Consider the following 18,039-nt stretch of genomic DNA (forward strand, 5'->3'; position numbering starts at 1 on the left):
GTTACCCGGTGAATGTATCGCCGTCCTGCGACACGTTCACCGACTGCAGCTCGCCCACGCGCACTGTCGTCGACGCCGTTGTGGTCGGCATCGCGATGTTCCCGGACTGCCCACCACCGGTCCAGGCGACGGACCAGTTTGTCGTGGCGAAGAGCGTGAACGTACCCGACCCGGAGGTCTTCTGATACCGGAATCCACAGGTCGGCGAGTCCACCGCAGCCTGGTTGGCCATCGCTGCGGCGTTGAACGGCGTACCCGCTCCACAACCGATCACCTGACCGTCGCCAGAGCTCCACCCGAGCGACTGCACGCTCGCAGTACCCGTGACGGTCACACCGCCGTACGTGGCGGTACGAGTGACCGGACCCCACGTGCTCTCTGTCGGCTGGTCGACCCACAACCAGACCGGGATACCGACCCAGGTGCGGCGGTAGGGCGCCGTCCCTGCAGGGTCATCGCTGTGAACCTTCAACTCGGGAGCCATCCCGATGTCGATGGGCTTGAGCACGAACGTGCGCGCCAGCATCCCAGCGGCCTGCGCCGGCGTGTACCGATTCACGCCGGGCGGGGGCGTCTCACGCCACACACTGGTGCCGTAGCAAAGCCTCCCACCGCAGTCCGGCGGATCGATCGTGAGGCAGGAGTACCACGCGCCCACACTGGCGTCTCGCCCCGGAGGAGCGGGCCGCTGCGGGTCGTCGAGCGTCCAGTAGCACTGCAGGTCATTCGCCCACCAGCCACCATTCGACGAGCAGGGAACCTCCCGAGGCTCACCGTCCTTCGGCGTGTACGTGCATGTCGTCGGCCCCGGCGTAAAGTCCGCCGGGCCAGTTCCAGGGGTTCCCCCTCCAGGGTTCCCCGGAACCTCCACCTCAACATCACACACAACCTGGCCCTGCGAGTTGGTGTGGCAGTTGTTCCCCGCTGCAGCGGGGACCGCGAACGAAACGGAAACCGCGATCACAGCGGCGAAGCTCACCAGTACTGCTGCGCTACGGCGCAGCCATGTCTTCAACACAGCGGAGCCCCTTCCATCCCCGTCATCTCAGTCGAGTTCGAGACGAACCATCCCTGGTACTCAGGGCTGTAGAGCAGCTCAACCTGGTAGGGAAAGCTTCCCTTCGGAATATCCGTGTTCTCGACACCATCCACCAGGAAGGTTGTGCCGGTGTTGTCGCTGCAACCGAAGAGGTTCACCGCTCCCAGCGGGTCGACCTCTCCATTGCTCTGGTTAGTGAGCGGAGCAACGTACGACAGCGCCTGGTTGGGCTGCCACGTCGAAGGCTCACCCTCAACGGAGGTCTTCTTCTCGACCTTGTTGTTGTAGGTGTCCTGCATGATCGTCGCCATGCGGGTTCCTGGCCACACGAAGTTCTCGAGGTAGTCCGGACCCAGCTCCGGGTCAGCCATGAAGTCGAACTGAGCCTGTTGGAAGGCCACGTATGCGGTGTTCGCTGCCGCGACGGCCTCAGACTCATCCTTCGGCGCGGCGACAGGAGCCTGCGTCGGAGCTCCAGTCGGCTCAGGCGTGGGCGTTGCGCTCGCCGTGGGCGTCTTGGTCGGCGTCGGCTCTGCGGTGGGCGTGCATGCCGTGAGCATCATCGCGGTGACGGCGAGGACTCCGGCAATGGCGGTTGCTGTGCGGCGGTTCATGATTCTCAATTTCCGATCAGTCGGGCGGAGCCGGTTGCTTCAACGGGGATAGGTGGAAGCCCGTAGCTTCCGAGGATACGAGGCGTGTACGCCATCTCGACGGTGACCGTGACGGTATCCCCCGCCACGACGACCCTGCCGCCGACGTCCGCAGCGGCGAGGTAGTTCTGTGCCGCTGTCGCTGCCATCTGGGAGGAGAGATCGAATGCGTCGCCGTTGACGCTGCTGCCGGTGGCGGCGTTGGTGCCCGCTCGGGCGGCCGATTGGGCAATGGTCATGGCCTGCTGGAGCGTCTGGACTTGGCCCCCGCCGTCGACGACGAGACCAGTGCAGAGCCCGAGAAGAATCAGGAGGCCTACGGCATACATGGGCAGGAATTTCATAGCTCACCTCTCCCGGTAGGGATCGACGGGACTGAATGCGGTCTTGGTGACGGTGAAGGTCGTCTGGATCCCGTTCCACCCGGGGAAGACGAGCTCACTCGCGGTGATCGTGCACACGACGGTCGCGGAGACCGTCCCGGCCTCGCCCAGCCCCGTGGTGAGGCCGTTGCCGGAGATGGTCACGTTCAGGCTGGCGCAGTTGACGTTGTCGCGGAGCGCGAGTTGGGCGGCGGAGATGGCGTGAGGAACCGCGTCTCCAGCGCGTGAGAGCGAGGCGTCGCGCGCGGCGGCGTATGCAGCTGCTTGGACGGTGTTGTCAGCCATGGTGAAGCGACCGAAGAGGGCGATGATGCCGATGCAGCCGATGGCGATGAGGGTGAGGAGCGTGTAGCCCGGGAGGTCTTCGGCGCCACCGTCTTCGTTGCGGATGATCCTGCGGATGAATTTCATGGTGCCGGCACCCACCTCTCCACGGGTCCGGTGAGCGTGTAGCTCACCTGGGGTAGCACGCCCTCGAGGCCGGGCAGGATGACAGCGATGGTCCCGGTGACGGTGATGCTCACCTGGTCGGGGGTGCGGTTCACTGTCACGGTGGGGTTGGTTACGGCGCCATCGAGACGTTCGAGGAACTGCATCGCGGATGCCTTGCCGGCCTCCGCGGTCGACTCGTACGAGCGCGCAACGGTGTACCCGGCCTGCGCGGCTCCCTGGCTGACGGTGTAGCCGTTGAACCAGAACGCGACCTGGAACCCGGTGAACAGCATGAAGAGGACGCCGAGGTACATGAGCACGGTTCCGGCCCATCCCTCGTCACCTCGCAGCCGTGAACGCACGCGTTCAAGGCCACGCTGCCACCGGGCTCCCATGGTCTTCATCAGGGAAGGATGCTCTGGACGTACGGGATCAGCCAGGCGTTGATGGCCGCGCCGAGAGCGATCGCAGCTGCGACTCCGACGACGATCCAGACGGCCCATGCGGGGATGTCATTCATGGTGTTTCCTTTCGGTTAAACGGACGGATCAGAGATTGAAGAGAGCGAACGCCGAGGGCAGCGTCGCAAGCAAGACGATGGGGAACAGCGTGAGGAACACCGGAACGGTGGCGGCCCGCGTGACCTTCTCCGCTGCTTTCGTGTCCGCGGCCGAGACATCCGTCCGCAGCTTGTTGGCGGACGCGATGAGCTGGTCCCGGAGCGATACTCGGGCTTCGGAGAGGCGCATCGTGCGGCCGAGCTCCACCAGCGACGGGATCTCTAGCTGCGTACCCAACCGTTCGATCGCATCCCACTTCGACGTGCGTGTCAGGTCAGCCGCGGCGTACTCCCGACGGATGCGACGGAACACCCAGGTATCGGAGAGCGACGCGGCACTGGAGAGCGCGGAGTCCGCTGTGGTGTTACCCAGGAGCGCGACCGCCACCATCTGCAGGTAGACACCGACGAACCGTGTGAACTCGCGGCGCGCTGCCGTCGCGCGTGCAGCGATCTGCGAGTCCACCGAGATCCACATCACGAAGGCGAGGACGGGGCTGAGAATCAGCGGGGCGAGGGACGGTTGCCCGGTGATCAGCCCCAACAGCGCCGAGAGGATCGCGGGGATCGCGAAACCGAAGAGTGCGCCCTGGAGCTTCCGTGCATAGAACCGCGAGACGGGGATATCGAGAAGATCAAGATCCCGCAGAGGCGGCCCGATGAACTTCACGTTGGGGAGATGCTGCGCGAGCCAGCTACCTGCCCTGTCCCAGGAGGACAGGGGTGCTGCCGTGACAGGAACGGTGATCGCCGCTTCTCCGAGACGGTTGAGCGCATCGCCCGCACGAACAGACCGGGGCGCATAGACCAGGACCAGGCCTGCGAGCACTCCCCCGACGAGCAGGCCCGGGAGGACGGCGTTGAGCGTCAGGTTCATGCTTCCGCTCCTTCTCGTGGTGCGAGGATGCGGGGCTCCTCGACGTGGCGATTCATGGCCTTGGCCCAAGCGAGCAATCCGATGAAGATCGCGACGACGACGCCCAGCACGATCGTGCCGATGGGTGTCCGGTAGAACGAGAGCATGTCGGTGCCCGAGGCGAGGACGAGCAGCACAAGCACGATGGCAACGATGCCGGTCATGATTTTCAGCGTGTCACGGGGCTTTTCGCGCTCCACCTCGGTGTCGATTCTGTTCTTGGCTGTGACGCTGAGACTGTCGGCGATGCCATTTAGTGCCGTGGAGAGACCACCGGCATTGAACTCCGCGGCCTGAATCAGGGAGAGCACGACCTCGTCGGCGTATGAGTTGCCGAGTTCGTCTCCGAAGGCGTACAGAGCGTCCGTGGTCGACCAGGTGGTGCTCATCCGCGCGTAGAGACGATCGACGGGCTTCTGCAGCACCTCCGGCACGCTCCCACGAGTGATGCCGATGACCTCTTTCAAGGTGAAGACGCCGGTGTCAGAAGTGCCGGCCAGCGAACGTGCCCACATCTCCAACCCGGTGAGGAGCTCACGCTCCTTCGTCGAAGGCTTGCCGAGGAGGGCAGGGAGACCGACGACAGCGATCGGGATGATGAGCACCATGGCGGGGAAGCTGGTCACGAAAGCGACGACGAGGCCGATAACCAGGCCGATCACGAATCGGCGCTTTGTGGAGGCGTCGATTCGTTGCCACCGTCGTGTCAGAGCGCCACGGTTCGGACGTACTGTCTTCTCCGGACCGGGCCGGAAGTACATGATCAGCATCAGGATTCCGAGGGCCACTCCGCCACCGGCGACCCCAGCGAGGAGACTCATGAGTTCGCCCAGTGATCGGTGTAGTCGTAACCCACACGCCGGAGACGCGCGTCGAGCTGCTCGCTGGGTTTCTCAGGCTGTGTGTACCTGCGAAGGTCAGGGTCGAAGTAGAACAGACGGGCCGCCATCGGCTCATGCCGGTCATTGCCGCGCACCTCGGTGATCTCGGTCACGATGCGATCTCGCGTCCCATCTGCCTTCTCGACGAAGTCGATGTAGATGATGAGGTGGATCGATCGCATGATCTGACGAAGCGGCACGGTGTCATCGGAGAGCCCGAGCTGACTCATCAGGACATCGGCGAAGCGATGGATCGCGTCATCGGCACTCACCGCGTGAATGGTCGACGTGGACCCCTTACCGGCCTTCATCGCCTTCATAGCCACGGTGGCTTCATCGTTGAGGATCTCGGCGAACACGATGCGTTCAGACTTCGCTCGCAGGGCCATGTCGAGGCATTCCTGCAGGCTGGTCCCCGCCTCACTGTCAGCGCCAGCGGACTGCGGAGGAACGTACTGCAGATCCTGGGTCTGCCAGTGGCGGTGCGGCAGCTTGTTGAGGTAGAGCTCACGCTCGGTCTCGATGGTGCTGATCTTCTCGTGAGGAGGGATGTTCGCCAGCATTGCCCGAACGAAGGTGGTCTTGCCTGCTCCGGGGAATCCGGCCACGAGGACGCACAGGTTCGCGTTTGACGCGGCGGTGAGGAATTCGGCCATCTCGAGGTTGATCGTGCCGCGCTTGACCATATCCGCCAGCTCGACATCGACGAGCCCGTGCTTACGGACTGTCATGTTGGTGACCGATGTGATGCCGCGGCCCGTCGCTGAGACACGCCCGCCACCGATGTCGAGGCTGAGCTTCCCGCCGGGGCGAGCGAAACTGCGGCCGCGGTATGACGCGATGTCAGCGATGAGCTGCTGCAGCTCATCGTCGTTCGTCGCGATCGGGGGGCGGCGTTCGCAGAGGCCGTTGGTCTTCCAGACCACGACGTTGTCGTGTCCCACGATGGAGATGTCTTCGACGTCGGGCTCACGAAGATACTGCTGCAGACGCCCGTACCGGTGCGCCTGGTCGAAGATCGCCTGCGCGTAGTGCGCCTTCTCCAGGGGAGACCACTCGAAGTCGGTCCCCCTCTGCTGAGCGATGCTGACAACGTGCCGTTCGATCACCCGATCGATCTCTTCCATCGTTCGCTCTTCGGCGTCCGTCTCCGGATCTGCCGATGCGTCGACGACGTCGAAGTCCGCTCGGGTTCGTTCCTGCGACTCGGTGTCCACCTCGAGCTGCTTGGTGAGCATCTGAACGATGTCCCAGTCGACGTTGAGGTAGCCGGCCGGGGTGATGCGGTCTGGACGCCGGCGACGGTTCCTGAGCGATTCCGTCGGATCGGCGACAACGGGGGCAGCCGCAGAGGACTCGTTCTCCCCGACGAGGTGCAGGGAGGGCTGTCCGGTGGCGGCACTGAACAGGTGGCTGTTTCCGCGGACGCGGTCATTAGCCGCGGGCGGGGCGGCAGCTGTGGCACCGAGCATGTCGTCGAAGAACGGCTGCGTCGTGATCTGGACGTCGGGGATATCGGGCATCAGCTGACGTTCCTGTTCTCGGTCGGTTCGATCATCACGCGTAGGTCTTGTGCCGCCCTACGCACGGCACCGCGGTAGCGGTTCCGTGTGGGCTTGTTGTCGGGTCGGCCGTGCGAGAAGACGGCGGCGCCTTCGGGATCGTGCGGGAGCGTCGCGACCACCGGAAGGATGTGGTCTGTGAATGCGCTGGCGGGCAGTTCTGTCGCAACAGGTGCGGTCAGCAGCGACCAGTACCGCTCCCCCGACATCGTTCGCACTCGCTGAGAGAGATCCGGCAGCGCGAGACGGCGGTATGCACGGTTGAGGTCGATCGACGAGGCGGACGCGCAGATCAGCACCTTGTCTGCGGCGTCGAGAAGCGGGAGGCGAGGATCGTCGATCTGGAGGCGCCCGAGATCGAGGATGACATCGATTCCCCCCTCGCCCAGCGCGGCGAAGAGCCGCGGCAGTTTCGTCCACAGGCTGCGGACGCCGTCCACGACTCCGAGGTTGACGAAGCCGGGCACGACCCACATCTGATGCTGCGCCGGGATCGATGGGATCGGCATCGACGGAATCGGGGGGAGGGAGTGCACTGCGATCGCGAGGGCAAGCTCCGGGTTGAGGATGTCCTCGGGCTCGAGCACCTCGCGCGTGAGAGCGTAGGCGAGCTTCTCGATGCCGCCTTCTGAGGTGCGCAGGTTGGCACGGAAGAACCCGGCCATCATCGTTGAGGCTGCGCTGGTGTCTGCCTCGATGAGCACGACGGGTCGACGCCAGTGCACTGCCAGCGCGGCGGCGGCGGTGGTGACGCCTGGCGAGCCCGCGAGACTGGCAAGAGCGATGACGGCCATCACTTACCTCCAGGGACCAGGTAGATGGCGAGGGTCGCTGCAGCTGCCTGAGCGGTCACGGTCGGGGCTACCTGGGCGGGGACATAGACGTCCACGATGACGTCGTTGGTGTTCGGAACCACGGTCACCTGAGAGATAGTCGCCGCGATGGCCTTGTCCTGGGCAACTTCGATCGGGCCGATAGAACCCTGTGCAGGGACCGGGACGAGGAAGACCTCGTCCCCCGCGACGAGCTGCTGGGACGGGAGACGACCGGGCTGCAGCACCATTCCGACCAACGCCTTGCCGTCAGGGACAGCCAGTGCGCTCGTCGTGGAGTCCTTCGTGACCAGCCCGCCGGCAGGAATGTCGACCGAGGCGATGGTCCCGAGAAGTTCGTCGACCTGGGAGACGGGAACAGCGGCAGTAGTCTGCCCCGCGGCGATCGAGAGAGTGGTGAGGTCGCTCTGTTCGATGACAGAGCCTCGCTTGATGTCCCCGGACGCGACGAACACCTGTGTGGCGTTGCTGGCGTTCGTGTAGATCACCACGCTGACGATCACGCTGAGGATCAGAAGGGCCGCGGCCGCGAACCCCCAGATCGGAGGGCGCCGCGTACGAACGGGAGCAACGCCAGCTTCATCCTTCTTGGGCTTGCTCTTCGATCCGCGCGCAGCTTTCGCGGTGTCCGGGACTTGCGCTTCCGTGATCGTCACGTGTCTTCCTTCCGTGGGCCTCTACCTACAAGGGGTGGGTTCCGACGGGAGAAGTCGACAACTTCAACCTGGCTGTGGAGCCACCCCCCGGTGGTTGTCTCAAGAATACAGGCTTTCGGACTTTTCGAAAGCCTAATGGTGAATAAGTCACCTTCCTGATGCCGTAATCAGGGTAACCGCCCCTAGTCACAGAGACGTCCGTGGCCGCAGATCTTGACGTGTTTGCCGCGGGTCGTTACGTGGATGTCACAATTGGGGCATGTCTGAGAGGAACGGGTTGGCGATCGCTGACGTTCAGCGCGCACTTGGCCTGTCCTCTGTACGGGTGGGGATCATCCGCGCGGCCGCGCGCGGTCCGGTCACTGCACAGGATCTGATGACCGAGCTCAAGGTCAGTCGGGCCACGTTGGCCCCGCACACCGAGGCGCTCATCGCTGCCGGGATCCTCGTACAACAGAAAGACCCCACCCGGGCCGGAGCCCGAGCGGGGTTCAACCGCCTGGTGTGGAGTGTGAATCCCTCCGTTCTCGCGGATCACCTGACGGTTTTGTCGCAGTCGTTCTCCGACGGCGAGTAGAGGCCCCTCAGAACTGCTCGCGTGCAGCTGCACTGAGGCGTGCGCGGATCCGGTCGACGCGCTTGCGGAGGCATGCGCGGGTGAGGCCGAGCGAGTCAGCGATCTCCGCTGCGGTCTCGTCTCCGAGAGCGGAACGGGAGAGCAGGGCCACTTCGTCGCGCTGCAGAACACCGGTGTCTATCGCCCAGGTGAAGAGCTGAGCGAGCTGGACCTCGACCGGCGCCTCGGGCTGCTGCCACTCGCCCGCTTCTTCCTCGAGCACGGCGTCGGAGACCGGGGCGGTGCAGTCGTGGATCAGCTTCTCGTTCTGGGTCTTCTCCGGAGCGAGGATGCTGAGCATGCCCATGGTCAGGTTGGCGTGGATGCGGCGACGCAGGTGGAGCTTGAAGCTGCGGATCGATTCCCATGCGGCGCCGATGGCGTAGCCGACACGATCGGCGCGGTCGAAGTCACCGAGTCGCGTGACGCGGTGCGCCATGCGCTGCGCGGCGGGGATGAGGAGCTGGACGAGAACACGTTCGGCCTGACGATCTCCACCCCGCGCGAGGGTGATGAGCTCGTAGAGAGTGGCGTCCTCCTGGACTGCTGCCTTCTCTCGCTCATCTGAGGAAACCCGCCTGTTGGAAGCGAGCCGGTGCAGCTGGCGGATCTCGTCGAGGAGGTCACCGCAGCCGCGGATGCCGAGAGCGCCGAAGAGGTACTCGCGAGGGGCCTGCGTGTGCTCCCAGTCGTGGTTGAGACGGGTCATGAGCGAGGCGGTGTGAACGGCGGAGGACATCGAAACTCCCAAGGGATGCGTGAAGCTGATCGGCTCCGACGTTCCTCAGGGCGTGTGTATCCCCGCGTGTATCCGCCGCCTTGGCGAGAGTGATTCGGTCGCGGTCTGGAGTGCGTGCTCCCGCGAAATTACGCGGTTTCTGGCGTGTATCCGGTTCGAGTTGAAAAAGATCGATCGAGTTTGTCGACTTCGCCCTTTATTGCCCACCCCTTATAGGTGAGCGGGTCCACGCCGGGATCCAGGACAGGGGAGAAGCGACGACATGGGAACACAGAGCGACCGCCACGAAGACGGGCTAGGGCCGGAGCTCCTCGCGCAGCTGCGTGACGGAGCCGAAGTGCTTGGGGTCTTCGACGAGGGCCAGGACATCGCCCTCGATCTCCACGAGCGACTGTTCGACCCGTCGACGAAACAACGCACCCTCGAGTTCCTGCAGTCGCCGCAGTACGAGCAGGCCGTCAACACGTACCAGCGGCTGACGACTGGACCCGTCGACCTCCAGAACCCCCACACCTCGGACGGTGCAGCATGAAGCTCTTCGCGAAGAAGCCCTCGGCCGCGGCTGACGACGCACCCGTTGACGACGGGACCGTGGAGTCCGCCGGCTTCACAAACGGCCCGCTCCTCGGTCGGCGAGCCACCGGCGTGGTCGTCATCATTGCAATCCTCTGCGGGCCGGTCGCTCTCGGCATGTTGATTGCGCGCAGTCAGAGCTCCGCTCCTGTCGCGGCTGCAGCAGAGTCGAACGAGCTCACCCCGCTGCAGCAGGCCACCGGGTCGTTCGCCATCGGGTTCGTGGGGAGCTGGCTGTCCGCGACCAAGACGGACAGCACCGCGCTGGAGACTTACGTCACCACCGCTCCCCCGGGACTCGGCGACATCCCCTTCGAGTACCGCAACCTCGCCGTCGTGGAGACCACCCCCACGGACGACGCCACCACCGTGACGGTCATGGTGGGCGGCGACGTCATGGAACAGGCCGGCGAGGAAGAGCCGGCATGGGTTCGCCGCTACTACGAGGTCGTCGTCGACACGGCATCCGGCCGTCTCACCGCCGTCGGCTACCCGGCGCCCGTCGTCGGCCCCCAGGCAACCGCGGGAGCGACCGGGCTCGGTCTGAACACGCAGCTCGCGTCCGACTCCCCCGCCGTCGAGACGATCCAGCTCATGCTGGCCGCGTACCTCATCGGCCAGGGCAGCACGAGCTCCTACCTCACCCCGGGGGTCTCCATCCCCGCAATCACCCCGGCACCGTTCGCGCTTCTGAACTCCGTGTCGTTCTTCGCCGAGGAACAGCCTTCCGCGACTCCCGCCGACGGAGACACGACGCTCGTGCAGGCTCTCGTGACTCTCCAGACCGCCGAAGGCCGCACGGTCACCGCGATGTATTTCGTCGACCTGACCGCCCGTGCTGGCCGGTGGGAAGTCACCAGCCTCAGCACCTCACAGTCCTCTTCGACCGCCCGGGTCGATGAGTCCCCCGCACCCACCCCGTCATCGACCGATGACACCACCGAAGGAGAAGACCAGTGAACACCCTCATCCAGCCACTCGCCGCCGGTTTCAACCACATCAGCACGCAGCTGATCGTCCACGCCGACGGCATCATCACGACCGCCAACGGATTCAACAACGAGCTGTACGCCCTCGTCGTCAACGGAGGCCTCACGGTCATCGTCGTCCTGTTCCTGGTGGCCGCATTCAAGAAGGGATTCAGCCTCGGAGCAGTCCTCGGCGGCCTGTTCGTCGCCGCCCTGGCGTACTTCGCACTGAACGGCGGCCTCCAGCTCGTCGGCAATCTGTTCCGCGGCGAATTCTCCTAGGCCCAGCCCATGAGTACTCCCGATGTCGAGCGGCCTCGCGTAAGCCGCTTCTACACGAGCGTCCGCCGCATCCCCATCATGATCGGGAAGGCGGGTAACACCCGTCTTCCCGGCGGGCCCTATTCGGTCACGCAGTTCATCGCTGGTGGTGTCGTGCTCGTCATCGGGTGGAACACGATGAGCCTCTGGGGGCCGCTGTTCGGGACGTTCCCCCTCGTCCGGATCGTCGCGCTGCTGGGCATGGCCGTCACCGCCCTGTGGTTGGCGGGTCAGCTTCCCTCGACGCGACGGAAGATTCATCACCTCGCCGCCGACACGGTGGGGGCGATCGCGAACCCCTCCGCCGGCACGCTGAACGGTCAGCCGATGAAGCTGCGGCCACCCCATCGCCTCACCGGGACCGTACTGATCGCGGGCGCCCCCGCCGTCGACGAGGCCCCCGTCCCTACCGCGGTCCCGGCGCCGGCTCCGGAACCCGTCGTGCAGACGGTCGCGGTGGAGGAACTTCCCCTCACCCCCGTTGCCGCAACCCCCACAGCCCCGATCCGATTCGCGTCGGGGCTTGACCGTCTGCTCGAGCAGGCACGCACCAAGGAGATCTGACATGCGCATCCCTGACACCGCGATGATGGGCCACCTCAAGTGGACGCGCACGGGCACCGTGTGGGCCACCTGGCGACTCGACGGCCTCCCCAAGGGGTTGGGCGGCAGCGAGCTCAACGACATCCGCCGCAAGATCCACCGCGCGTTGGCGCAGGGCCTGATCGGCGAGTACATGCTGATGGGCTTCGGCGGCATCATCTCCCCGGAGGAGATCGCCAACAAGATGCTCGCCGGCGTCGACGTCAGCGAGAACCCCGTGTGGGCTGAGGAAGTACTCCTCAGCATGGATGAGTTCGACATGCGCCCCAACGGGCGCCGCGAGTACTGGATCTCCGTGCCACTGCGGGTCCGGAGCATCAAGGACAAGGCCCGGATGGTCTACGGCTGGATGGAGCATTCCGTCCGAGAGACCGTGGCGCTTCCGCTGCGCGCCCCCTCAACCGAGGAGATCGCGTCGGCGATGCGAGCAGCTGCTCGCATCGAGGAAGCTATCCCCGGCTCGTTCGTCCCTCGGCGTGCAACCCCAGCCGAACAGATCTGGATCGACACCCACGCGATGACCCGCGGGCTGTACGAGAGCCCGGCGCCGGCACCTCGCTCGGACGACCTTCCCCGTGGCGCCACCAAGGTGCTGATCGATGAGCACCTGCAGCATGCCACCACGCCGAAGTCCTACCCGCTGCCCCACCTCGACGAGGGCGGCCAGACCGACGCCAAGGGCAAGCTCACCAAGGTCAACCCGCTCGCCAACCGCTTCCTCAAGGTCACCGACACCCGCACGGGTGACGCCAGCTACCAGGTCTTGATGACGCTGGCCGGAAGCCCGCGGGGCGGATGGGATGAAGATCTCGACTGGGTCGGCGCACTCGACGAGCTCGGCGTCAACGCCGACTGGGTCTTCCGGGTGCAGAGCCTGCGAGCCCGGGACGCGAAGCGCCGCAACGCCCGCGCAGAGATCAACCTCACCGACCAGATGGATCAGCAAGAGGGCACCGCAGCGATCACCGGCTCCGGCGGTGATCTCGACATCACCGCCCGCGACCTCAGCGAGTGGCACCAGGCGCTTGGAGCCTCCGATCGCGAGGTCGAGATCCAGGCGACCTTCATCGTCGCCGTCGCCGGCGCCACGGCCGACGAGGCCACCGAGCGTGCCCAGTTCACCAAGAAGTTCTTCTCCGACAACCTCGAGTTCCAGTTCGACATCCCCATCGGCGGCCAGGAGAAGCTCTGGTGGGCGATGTGGCCCGGACACCCGTCAGAGCGCATCGTGAAGGAGTTCGCGGAGCTGACGACAGGCACCCAGTTCGCGTCCCTCGCGCCGCTGACGTCCACGGATCTCGGCGACGGATCCGGACTGCTCTTCGCCGACAACCTCACAACGGGAGTCCCGCTCCCCTGCCTTCTGGATCTCTGGGGCCAGATCACCGGTGACGTCTCCGGTTCCATCGGCATCGCCGGTGAGCCCGGTGGCGGCAAGTCCGTCGCGATGAAAATCATCCTCGGCGCGGTGCACGATCGCGGTGGACGGTTCATCGTCATCGACCGCACCGACGCCAAGGAGTACGGGATCTTCGCCGAGTCGATCGACCCGTCCCAGGCGACCATCGTTGACCTCGTCGACCCGAAGTGGTCCCTCGACCCGCTGCGCATCTTCGGTGCCAAGGCAGGCGCCAGCCAGATGCTCACGCTCTGCTCGGCCCTGCTCGGGGTGAAGGCCCGCTCCGCAGCTGGTGTGATGCTCGCCGACGTCCTCAACGAACGCAAGGCAGAGAACGCAGGGCTCACCAACGCCCACGCACTCCTCGCCCGCCTCACCGAACTCGGCCAGAAAGACGAGACAGCTCGCGAGCTCGCTGGCCTCATGAACCTGTACGCCGACACCGAGTACGGCGCCGTCCTCTTCGACAACGACCTCCCTCCACTGAACCTCGCCAGCCGCGGAATCGTCTTCCTCACCCACGGCGTCGCTCTCCCCACCAAGGAGGAGATCGACAACGCAGCGATGTTCGACCAGCTGGGTCTGGACAAGCTGTTCGGACACGCGATGTACGCGCTGCTGACCCGCATCGCTCGGGAGATCTGCTTCCGCGACCCCAACGAACTCGCAGTGTTCGCCGCGGACGAGCTCGCCCACGTCACGGCCAGCCCCCAGGGGCTCGCAGAGATCAACCGGTTCCTCCGCGACGGCCGCAAGCACGGCGCCCCGGTCCTTGTGGCGTCGCAGGATGCCCGCGACTTCGGCGACGAGGTCACGCGCTCACTCATCAAGAACCGTATCCTGACCCGGCAGACCGACCCGCTGGCGGCGGAGTCGAACCTGGAGTGGTTCCAGAAGGGGTTCAGCAAGATCCCGGCGAACGTGCAGACCGTCACCGAGGGCCTTTCCCCGCTCGGTGCCGACAACAAGGTGCCGGTCGAGCGCCGCGGTGAAGCTCTCTTCCGCGACGCACGCGGCCGCATGGGGAAGATCCGCACCCGTGTTTCCCGGCGCCCAGACCGCGCCGCAGCCACGCTCTCCACCCCGAAGACCGTCAAGCCCTCCGCAGAGCAGGTGACCTCATGACCGCAATCGCACCCATCGCTCGCACCGCTGAGGGGGCACGCCGCCGCATCCGCCGTGTGTGGAAGTGGATCCGCCGCCACCCGCTGCGCACTGTGGCGATCCTCGTCGGCATCTGGACTCTCGCCTCGATCCTCGGCGGCAACGTGATCCTCGCGTACGCGGCCGACGGCGACGCCGGCGCTACCCTGCCGTTCCTCGCACCGATCGATGCGAAAGACAGCGCGGGGATCTCGCTCTCCCAGTACGTGTCGCTGCCGATGGATCGTGGCGGAGTCTTCGACCCGATCAAGGCGTTCCTGGCACAGACCGTCGACGCGATCTGGGTTGCGAACCTCACCGGCCTCAGCTGGGGCCTGTGGTTCATGCAGTTCATCGTCACCCTCGAATGGAACGACTGGATCGCCCCGCCGATCGAAGCGATCTTCCAGATGCTCTCCGGCCTGCTCGCGCAGATCGGATGGATCCCCGTCGGCCTCGCCCTCGCCGCGATCATCGGCTTCGTCGCCATCATGCGCGGCCGCGTCGCAGCCGGTATGACGGACATGGCCATCTCTGTCGCCGCGAGCGTCCTCGCCGTCACCCTCCTCGCAAACCCGATCGGCCTGATCACCGGTCCCGACGGCGGCCTTCGCACCGCACAGGCATGGGGCGGATCCATCGCCGCATCGATCTCCAGCGGCGACGCATCCTTCCTCGACAAGATGCCCTCCCCCGACACCGCACGCGAGGTCGTCTCCGAAGCACTCATCGGTCAGGTCATGGACGCCTGGGTGCGCTACCCGGCCCAGGAGATCGTGTTCGGCCAGCTGCTCGAAGGCTCCTGCGCCACCGCGTTCAACGACGCGATGATCGCCTCGAAGCCGTTCGAAGACGGCGCCGCCGTCCGCGACGCAATCCGTCCCTGCGCCCCCGAGGCCGCGGAGTACGCCTCCAACACCAACATCGGGTTCGTCATCACCGCCGGCATCGCTGCAGGAGGATCCAGCGCACTGAACTTCCTGTCTATCGTCCTCGGCCTGGTGCTGGTCATCGCCTCCGGCTACACGCTGTGGAGCTCCGGCAAGTGGCTGTTCTCCACCTACGCCGCAATCGCCCCCGGATTCGCCCGCCGCGCATGGTGGAGCTCAGCCCTGGGGATCCTCGCAGGCCTGTTCGGCATCGGCGCCAGCATCGTCCTGGTCTCCGGCTTCCTGTCCATCGCCACCAGCACGATGATGGCGCTCGCAGAATCCACACCGCTGTCTACGCTCGCGCAGATGATCGTCATCAACACGATCGTGTTCGTGATGGCGATCGCGCTCATCTGGAATTTCTTCAAGGCCAAGAAGGCTGGAGAGAAGCTCTCCGAACGGCTCGCTCGTCTCGGGCTCGGCAAGTCCGCCGACCGCGCCCACCCCATCCGGGAGCGGGCGCAGCGCATGGCCGAGAACTACGTCTCCAACCGCCTCTCCTGGAACGCCCACCAGAAGGCCTCCACCGCCGCGGCTGCAGCTGCCGGCGCAGCTGCAGCGACGGGCGGATCCCCGTCGACCGCCGCGAACGCGGCCGCCGGCGCGACCCCGGCGCCTTCCCCTTCGTCGCAGCCGGCACTCACGAGCGTCCCGACTGGGGCCGCACCCGCGAAGCCGATGGTCGAACTCACGCAGACCGATGTGAAGAAGGCGGGCGGGGTGAAAGCAGCAGCATCGAAGCTGCTCACCACCGGGGCGTCTGTCGCCCTTGCCGCGGCGACCGGCGGCACCAGCGCCGCAGTGCTCACCCTGACCAAAGAGGGCGGCAAGTACGTCCTGCAGCGTGGTGTCGAGCAGGTCACCGCTCGCGGCGACAAAGACGCCGGCGACCAGGACGACAAGTCGACACGGTCTTCCTTCGCCGCGTACGGGCGGCAGATCGTGGTCGACGCTGCAGGATCCAGCCGGATCGCTCCTCGAGAAGCACCCTCGCGCACCAGCACGTATCAGCCGAAGGTCTCCACCACGGCAACCACCGGCGCCGCGACAACCACCAAGGCAGCCACCACCACCGCAGCCACCACGGCAGCCGCGTCGTCTTCCTCGAGCGCTCTCCGCGCCCGACTCGCCGCGGCGGCCGCATCCGCATCCACGGGAGGCGTCAAATGAAGAAGTCCGCAGGTGTGATCGCGGGGATTGCTGCCATCGCAGTGATCCCCGCCGCGGCGCTCGTGCTCTGGCTCATCATGGGCATGACGGTGATCTTCGGCGCCAACGCCGCCGGCTGCTTCCCGAGCGAGGAGAACACCGCCCAGACCGCTGCGGTCGACGTCGACGGTGTTCCTGCAGGGCCGATCGCCGGATACAAGCACGAGCAGCTCGTCAACGCCGCCCACATCGTTATCGCCGCCCAGCAGCTCGGCATCGACGGCCGCGGCCAGGTGATCGGCGTGATGACCGCGATGGGCGAGTCCAGCCTCGTCAACATCGGCTACGGCGACTGGGAGACCAGCGGAGTGACGAACCCTGACGGGTCAGCGACGTCGTCGATCGGCCTGTTCCAGCAGCAGAAGTGGTGGGGCACGACCGCAGAGCGGATGAACCCTCAGACGTCAGCCTCGAAGTTCTTCGCGTCTCTGCTCAAGGTCAACGGGTGGGAGTCGCTGCAGCCGACGATCGCCGCGCATCGCGTGCAGGGCAACGCGAACCCGTACCACTACGCGAAGTTCTTCGACGCGGCCAGCGAGATCGTCTCCACCCTCACCGGCCTCCCGCTGACCTCGGGCTCCGATGCCGGCACCTGCGCTGTCGGTTCGACGGGCGAGTACCCGCCTGCCAACGGGACGGCGCCGGGCGCATGGGGCGGGCATCAGAACGGTCGGATCCCGGGGAACCTGCTCACCCCGATCCCCTGGCAGCCCGAGTACAAGCTCCGCGCCGACGCCACCCAGGCTCTCATCCAGCTCAACAAGGCCTTCAAGGCCGAGTTCGGATACGACCTCACCCTCAACGACGGATACCGCGACTACCCCGGACAAGTCGAGGCGAAGCGGAAGTACGGCGACAACGCGGCCGAGCCCGGCACCAGCAACCACGGCTGGGCGATGGCGATCGACGTCGGCGATCGCGGGCACTGGGCCATCGGGTTCAACAACCGCATCTACGACTGGCTCAAGCGCAACGGCCCCAGCTACGGGTGGGTGCATCCGCCGTGGGCCGAGCCCGGCGGTCAAGGACCGGACGAGGCATGGCACTGGGAGTACTACGGAAAGGCAAGCGCATGAGAATCCACCTGATCACCGCGACAGCAGCCGTCGCCGGCGTCCTTCTCCTCGCCGGATGCAGCGCCCCCGACGTCGACGAGCCCGACCCCACACCCACCGCGGTGCAGGCACCGGAGCGGCCGGAAGGGTTTCCCATCTTGGGAGAACCTGCGGGAGACGACAAGGCGGACTTCCAGAGCCAGCAGGCGGCCGTGCAGGCCGCTGAGGCCGCCATGACCGCGTTCGTGACGCACGACCGCGACTACGAAGCCTGGTGGGCCGAGCTGTCCCCGCTGCTGACCGTGGAGGCGCAAGAGGCGTGGGCCTACACCGATCCCCGCATGATCACCGTCACCCAGCTGACCGGCCCCGCCACCATCGTCGACGCGCCCAGCTCCACGCTCGTCGTCGTCGACGTTCCCACCGACGTCGGGAACTGGCGACTGGAGCTCGTGCGCGCGGTCGAAGTCGGCGCCACCAGCAAGGGCGAGTGGAAGGCCTTCACCCTGATGCCCCCGGAGACCACCGAATAGCAATTTGTCGACTTCGGTCGACCGCACCCACCCC

The 18,039-nt window shown here is 65.9% G+C and carries 20 protein-coding genes; 9 read left to right on the forward strand and 11 right to left on the reverse strand.

Annotation, left to right across the window (positions count from 1 at the left end; genetic code table 11):
* Position 1: 1 nt before the first annotated feature.
* From CQ040_RS16540 to CQ040_RS16585, 10 genes are all read right to left on the reverse strand, one after another.
* On the reverse strand, positions 2-526 hold the full coding sequence (locus CQ040_RS16540; RefSeq protein ID WP_105527948.1) for a hypothetical protein: 525 nt from the start codon (positions 524-526) through the stop codon (positions 2-4).
* A 485-nt stretch (positions 527-1,011) separates the two neighbouring features.
* Positions 1,012-1,653, reverse strand: coding sequence for a hypothetical protein (locus CQ040_RS20900; protein WP_219844743.1), 642 nt, complete (start codon positions 1,651-1,653; stop codon positions 1,012-1,014).
* Positions 1,654-1,658: 5 nt separating this feature from the next.
* Entirely contained in the window at positions 1,659-2,036 is a 378-nt protein-coding gene (locus tag CQ040_RS16550) for a pilus assembly protein TadG-related protein (protein WP_052193314.1), read from the reverse strand.
* A gap of 3 nt (positions 2,037-2,039) precedes the next feature.
* Complete coding sequence (locus CQ040_RS16555) at positions 2,040-2,486, reverse strand: hypothetical protein (RefSeq protein ID WP_047520675.1); 447 nt, start codon at positions 2,484-2,486, stop codon at positions 2,040-2,042.
* The gene (locus CQ040_RS16560; protein ID WP_105527949.1) at positions 2,483-2,911 is read right to left on the reverse strand and encodes a hypothetical protein; all 429 of its coding nucleotides are present in this window, start codon (positions 2,909-2,911) and stop codon (positions 2,483-2,485) included. The genes CQ040_RS16555 and CQ040_RS16560 overlap by 4 nt, the downstream gene beginning before the upstream one ends.
* A gap of 144 nt (positions 2,912-3,055) precedes the next feature.
* Entirely contained in the window at positions 3,056-3,943 is an 888-nt protein-coding gene (locus tag CQ040_RS16565) for a hypothetical protein (RefSeq protein WP_105527950.1), read from the reverse strand.
* Positions 3,940-4,803 (reverse strand): type II secretion system F family protein, encoded by an 864-nt coding sequence (locus tag CQ040_RS16570; RefSeq protein WP_047520608.1) that lies wholly within the window; start codon positions 4,801-4,803, stop codon positions 3,940-3,942. The genes CQ040_RS16565 and CQ040_RS16570 overlap by 4 nt, the downstream gene beginning before the upstream one ends.
* Complete coding sequence (locus CQ040_RS16575) at positions 4,800-6,386, reverse strand: ATPase, T2SS/T4P/T4SS family (RefSeq protein WP_105527951.1); 1,587 nt, start codon at positions 6,384-6,386, stop codon at positions 4,800-4,802. The genes CQ040_RS16570 and CQ040_RS16575 overlap by 4 nt, the downstream gene beginning before the upstream one ends.
* Positions 6,386-7,219: a hypothetical protein gene (locus CQ040_RS16580; protein WP_105527952.1), complete on the reverse strand. Its 834-nt coding sequence runs from the start codon at positions 7,217-7,219 to the stop codon at positions 6,386-6,388. The genes CQ040_RS16575 and CQ040_RS16580 overlap by 1 nt, the downstream gene beginning before the upstream one ends.
* Entirely contained in the window at positions 7,219-7,914 is a 696-nt protein-coding gene (locus tag CQ040_RS16585; protein ID WP_047520602.1) for an SAF domain-containing protein, read from the reverse strand. Before CQ040_RS16585 ends, CQ040_RS16580 begins: the two co-directional genes overlap by 1 nt.
* A gap of 259 nt (positions 7,915-8,173) precedes the next feature.
* Between CQ040_RS16585 and CQ040_RS16590 the strand changes: the two genes are divergently transcribed.
* Positions 8,174-8,491 (forward strand): winged helix-turn-helix domain-containing protein, encoded by a 318-nt coding sequence (locus CQ040_RS16590; protein WP_047520600.1) that lies wholly within the window; start codon positions 8,174-8,176, stop codon positions 8,489-8,491.
* A 7-nt stretch (positions 8,492-8,498) separates the two neighbouring features.
* On the opposite strand, the gene CQ040_RS16595 is transcribed toward CQ040_RS16590, so the two are convergent.
* A complete protein-coding gene (locus CQ040_RS16595) occupies positions 8,499-9,269 on the reverse strand; it encodes a hypothetical protein (RefSeq protein WP_105527953.1) in 771 nt (256 codons plus the stop codon).
* Positions 9,270-9,531: 262 nt separating this feature from the next.
* Here CQ040_RS16595 and CQ040_RS16600 point away from each other — a divergent pair, with 262 nt between their 5' ends.
* From CQ040_RS16600 to CQ040_RS16635, 8 genes are read left to right on the forward strand one after another with little or no spacing between them, the layout of a single operon-like run.
* A complete protein-coding gene (locus CQ040_RS16600) occupies positions 9,532-9,801 on the forward strand; it encodes a hypothetical protein (RefSeq protein ID WP_047520597.1) in 270 nt (89 codons plus the stop codon).
* Positions 9,798-10,802 carry a conjugal transfer protein gene (locus CQ040_RS16605; protein WP_105527954.1) on the forward strand — a complete coding sequence of 335 codons (1,005 nt, stop codon included), beginning with the start codon at positions 9,798-9,800 and terminating at the stop codon, positions 10,800-10,802. The genes CQ040_RS16600 and CQ040_RS16605 overlap by 4 nt, the downstream gene beginning before the upstream one ends.
* Complete coding sequence (locus CQ040_RS16610; protein WP_105527955.1) at positions 10,799-11,092, forward strand: hypothetical protein; 294 nt, start codon at positions 10,799-10,801, stop codon at positions 11,090-11,092. The genes CQ040_RS16605 and CQ040_RS16610 overlap by 4 nt, the downstream gene beginning before the upstream one ends.
* Before the next feature lie 9 nt (positions 11,093-11,101).
* Entirely contained in the window at positions 11,102-11,695 is a 594-nt protein-coding gene (locus tag CQ040_RS16615; RefSeq protein ID WP_146113937.1) for a hypothetical protein, read from the forward strand.
* 1 nt (position 11,696) lies between these two features.
* The gene (locus CQ040_RS21090; RefSeq protein WP_258131535.1) at positions 11,697-14,258 is read left to right on the forward strand and encodes an ATP-binding protein; all 2,562 of its coding nucleotides are present in this window, start codon (positions 11,697-11,699) and stop codon (positions 14,256-14,258) included.
* Positions 14,255-16,378 carry a sulfite exporter TauE/SafE family protein gene (locus tag CQ040_RS16625; protein WP_105527957.1) on the forward strand — a complete coding sequence of 708 codons (2,124 nt, stop codon included), beginning with the start codon at positions 14,255-14,257 and terminating at the stop codon, positions 16,376-16,378. The genes CQ040_RS21090 and CQ040_RS16625 overlap by 4 nt, the downstream gene beginning before the upstream one ends.
* A complete protein-coding gene (locus tag CQ040_RS16630; protein ID WP_105527958.1) occupies positions 16,375-17,493 on the forward strand; it encodes a M15 family metallopeptidase in 1,119 nt (372 codons plus the stop codon). The genes CQ040_RS16625 and CQ040_RS16630 overlap by 4 nt, the downstream gene beginning before the upstream one ends.
* Complete coding sequence (locus CQ040_RS16635) at positions 17,490-18,005, forward strand: hypothetical protein (RefSeq protein WP_105527959.1); 516 nt, start codon at positions 17,490-17,492, stop codon at positions 18,003-18,005. The genes CQ040_RS16630 and CQ040_RS16635 overlap by 4 nt, the downstream gene beginning before the upstream one ends.
* Positions 18,006-18,039 lie beyond the last annotated feature (34 nt).

Source organism: Microbacterium sp. MYb54, assembly GCF_002979515.1.
In the GTDB taxonomy this organism is placed as follows: domain Bacteria; phylum Actinomycetota; class Actinomycetes; order Actinomycetales; family Microbacteriaceae; genus Microbacterium.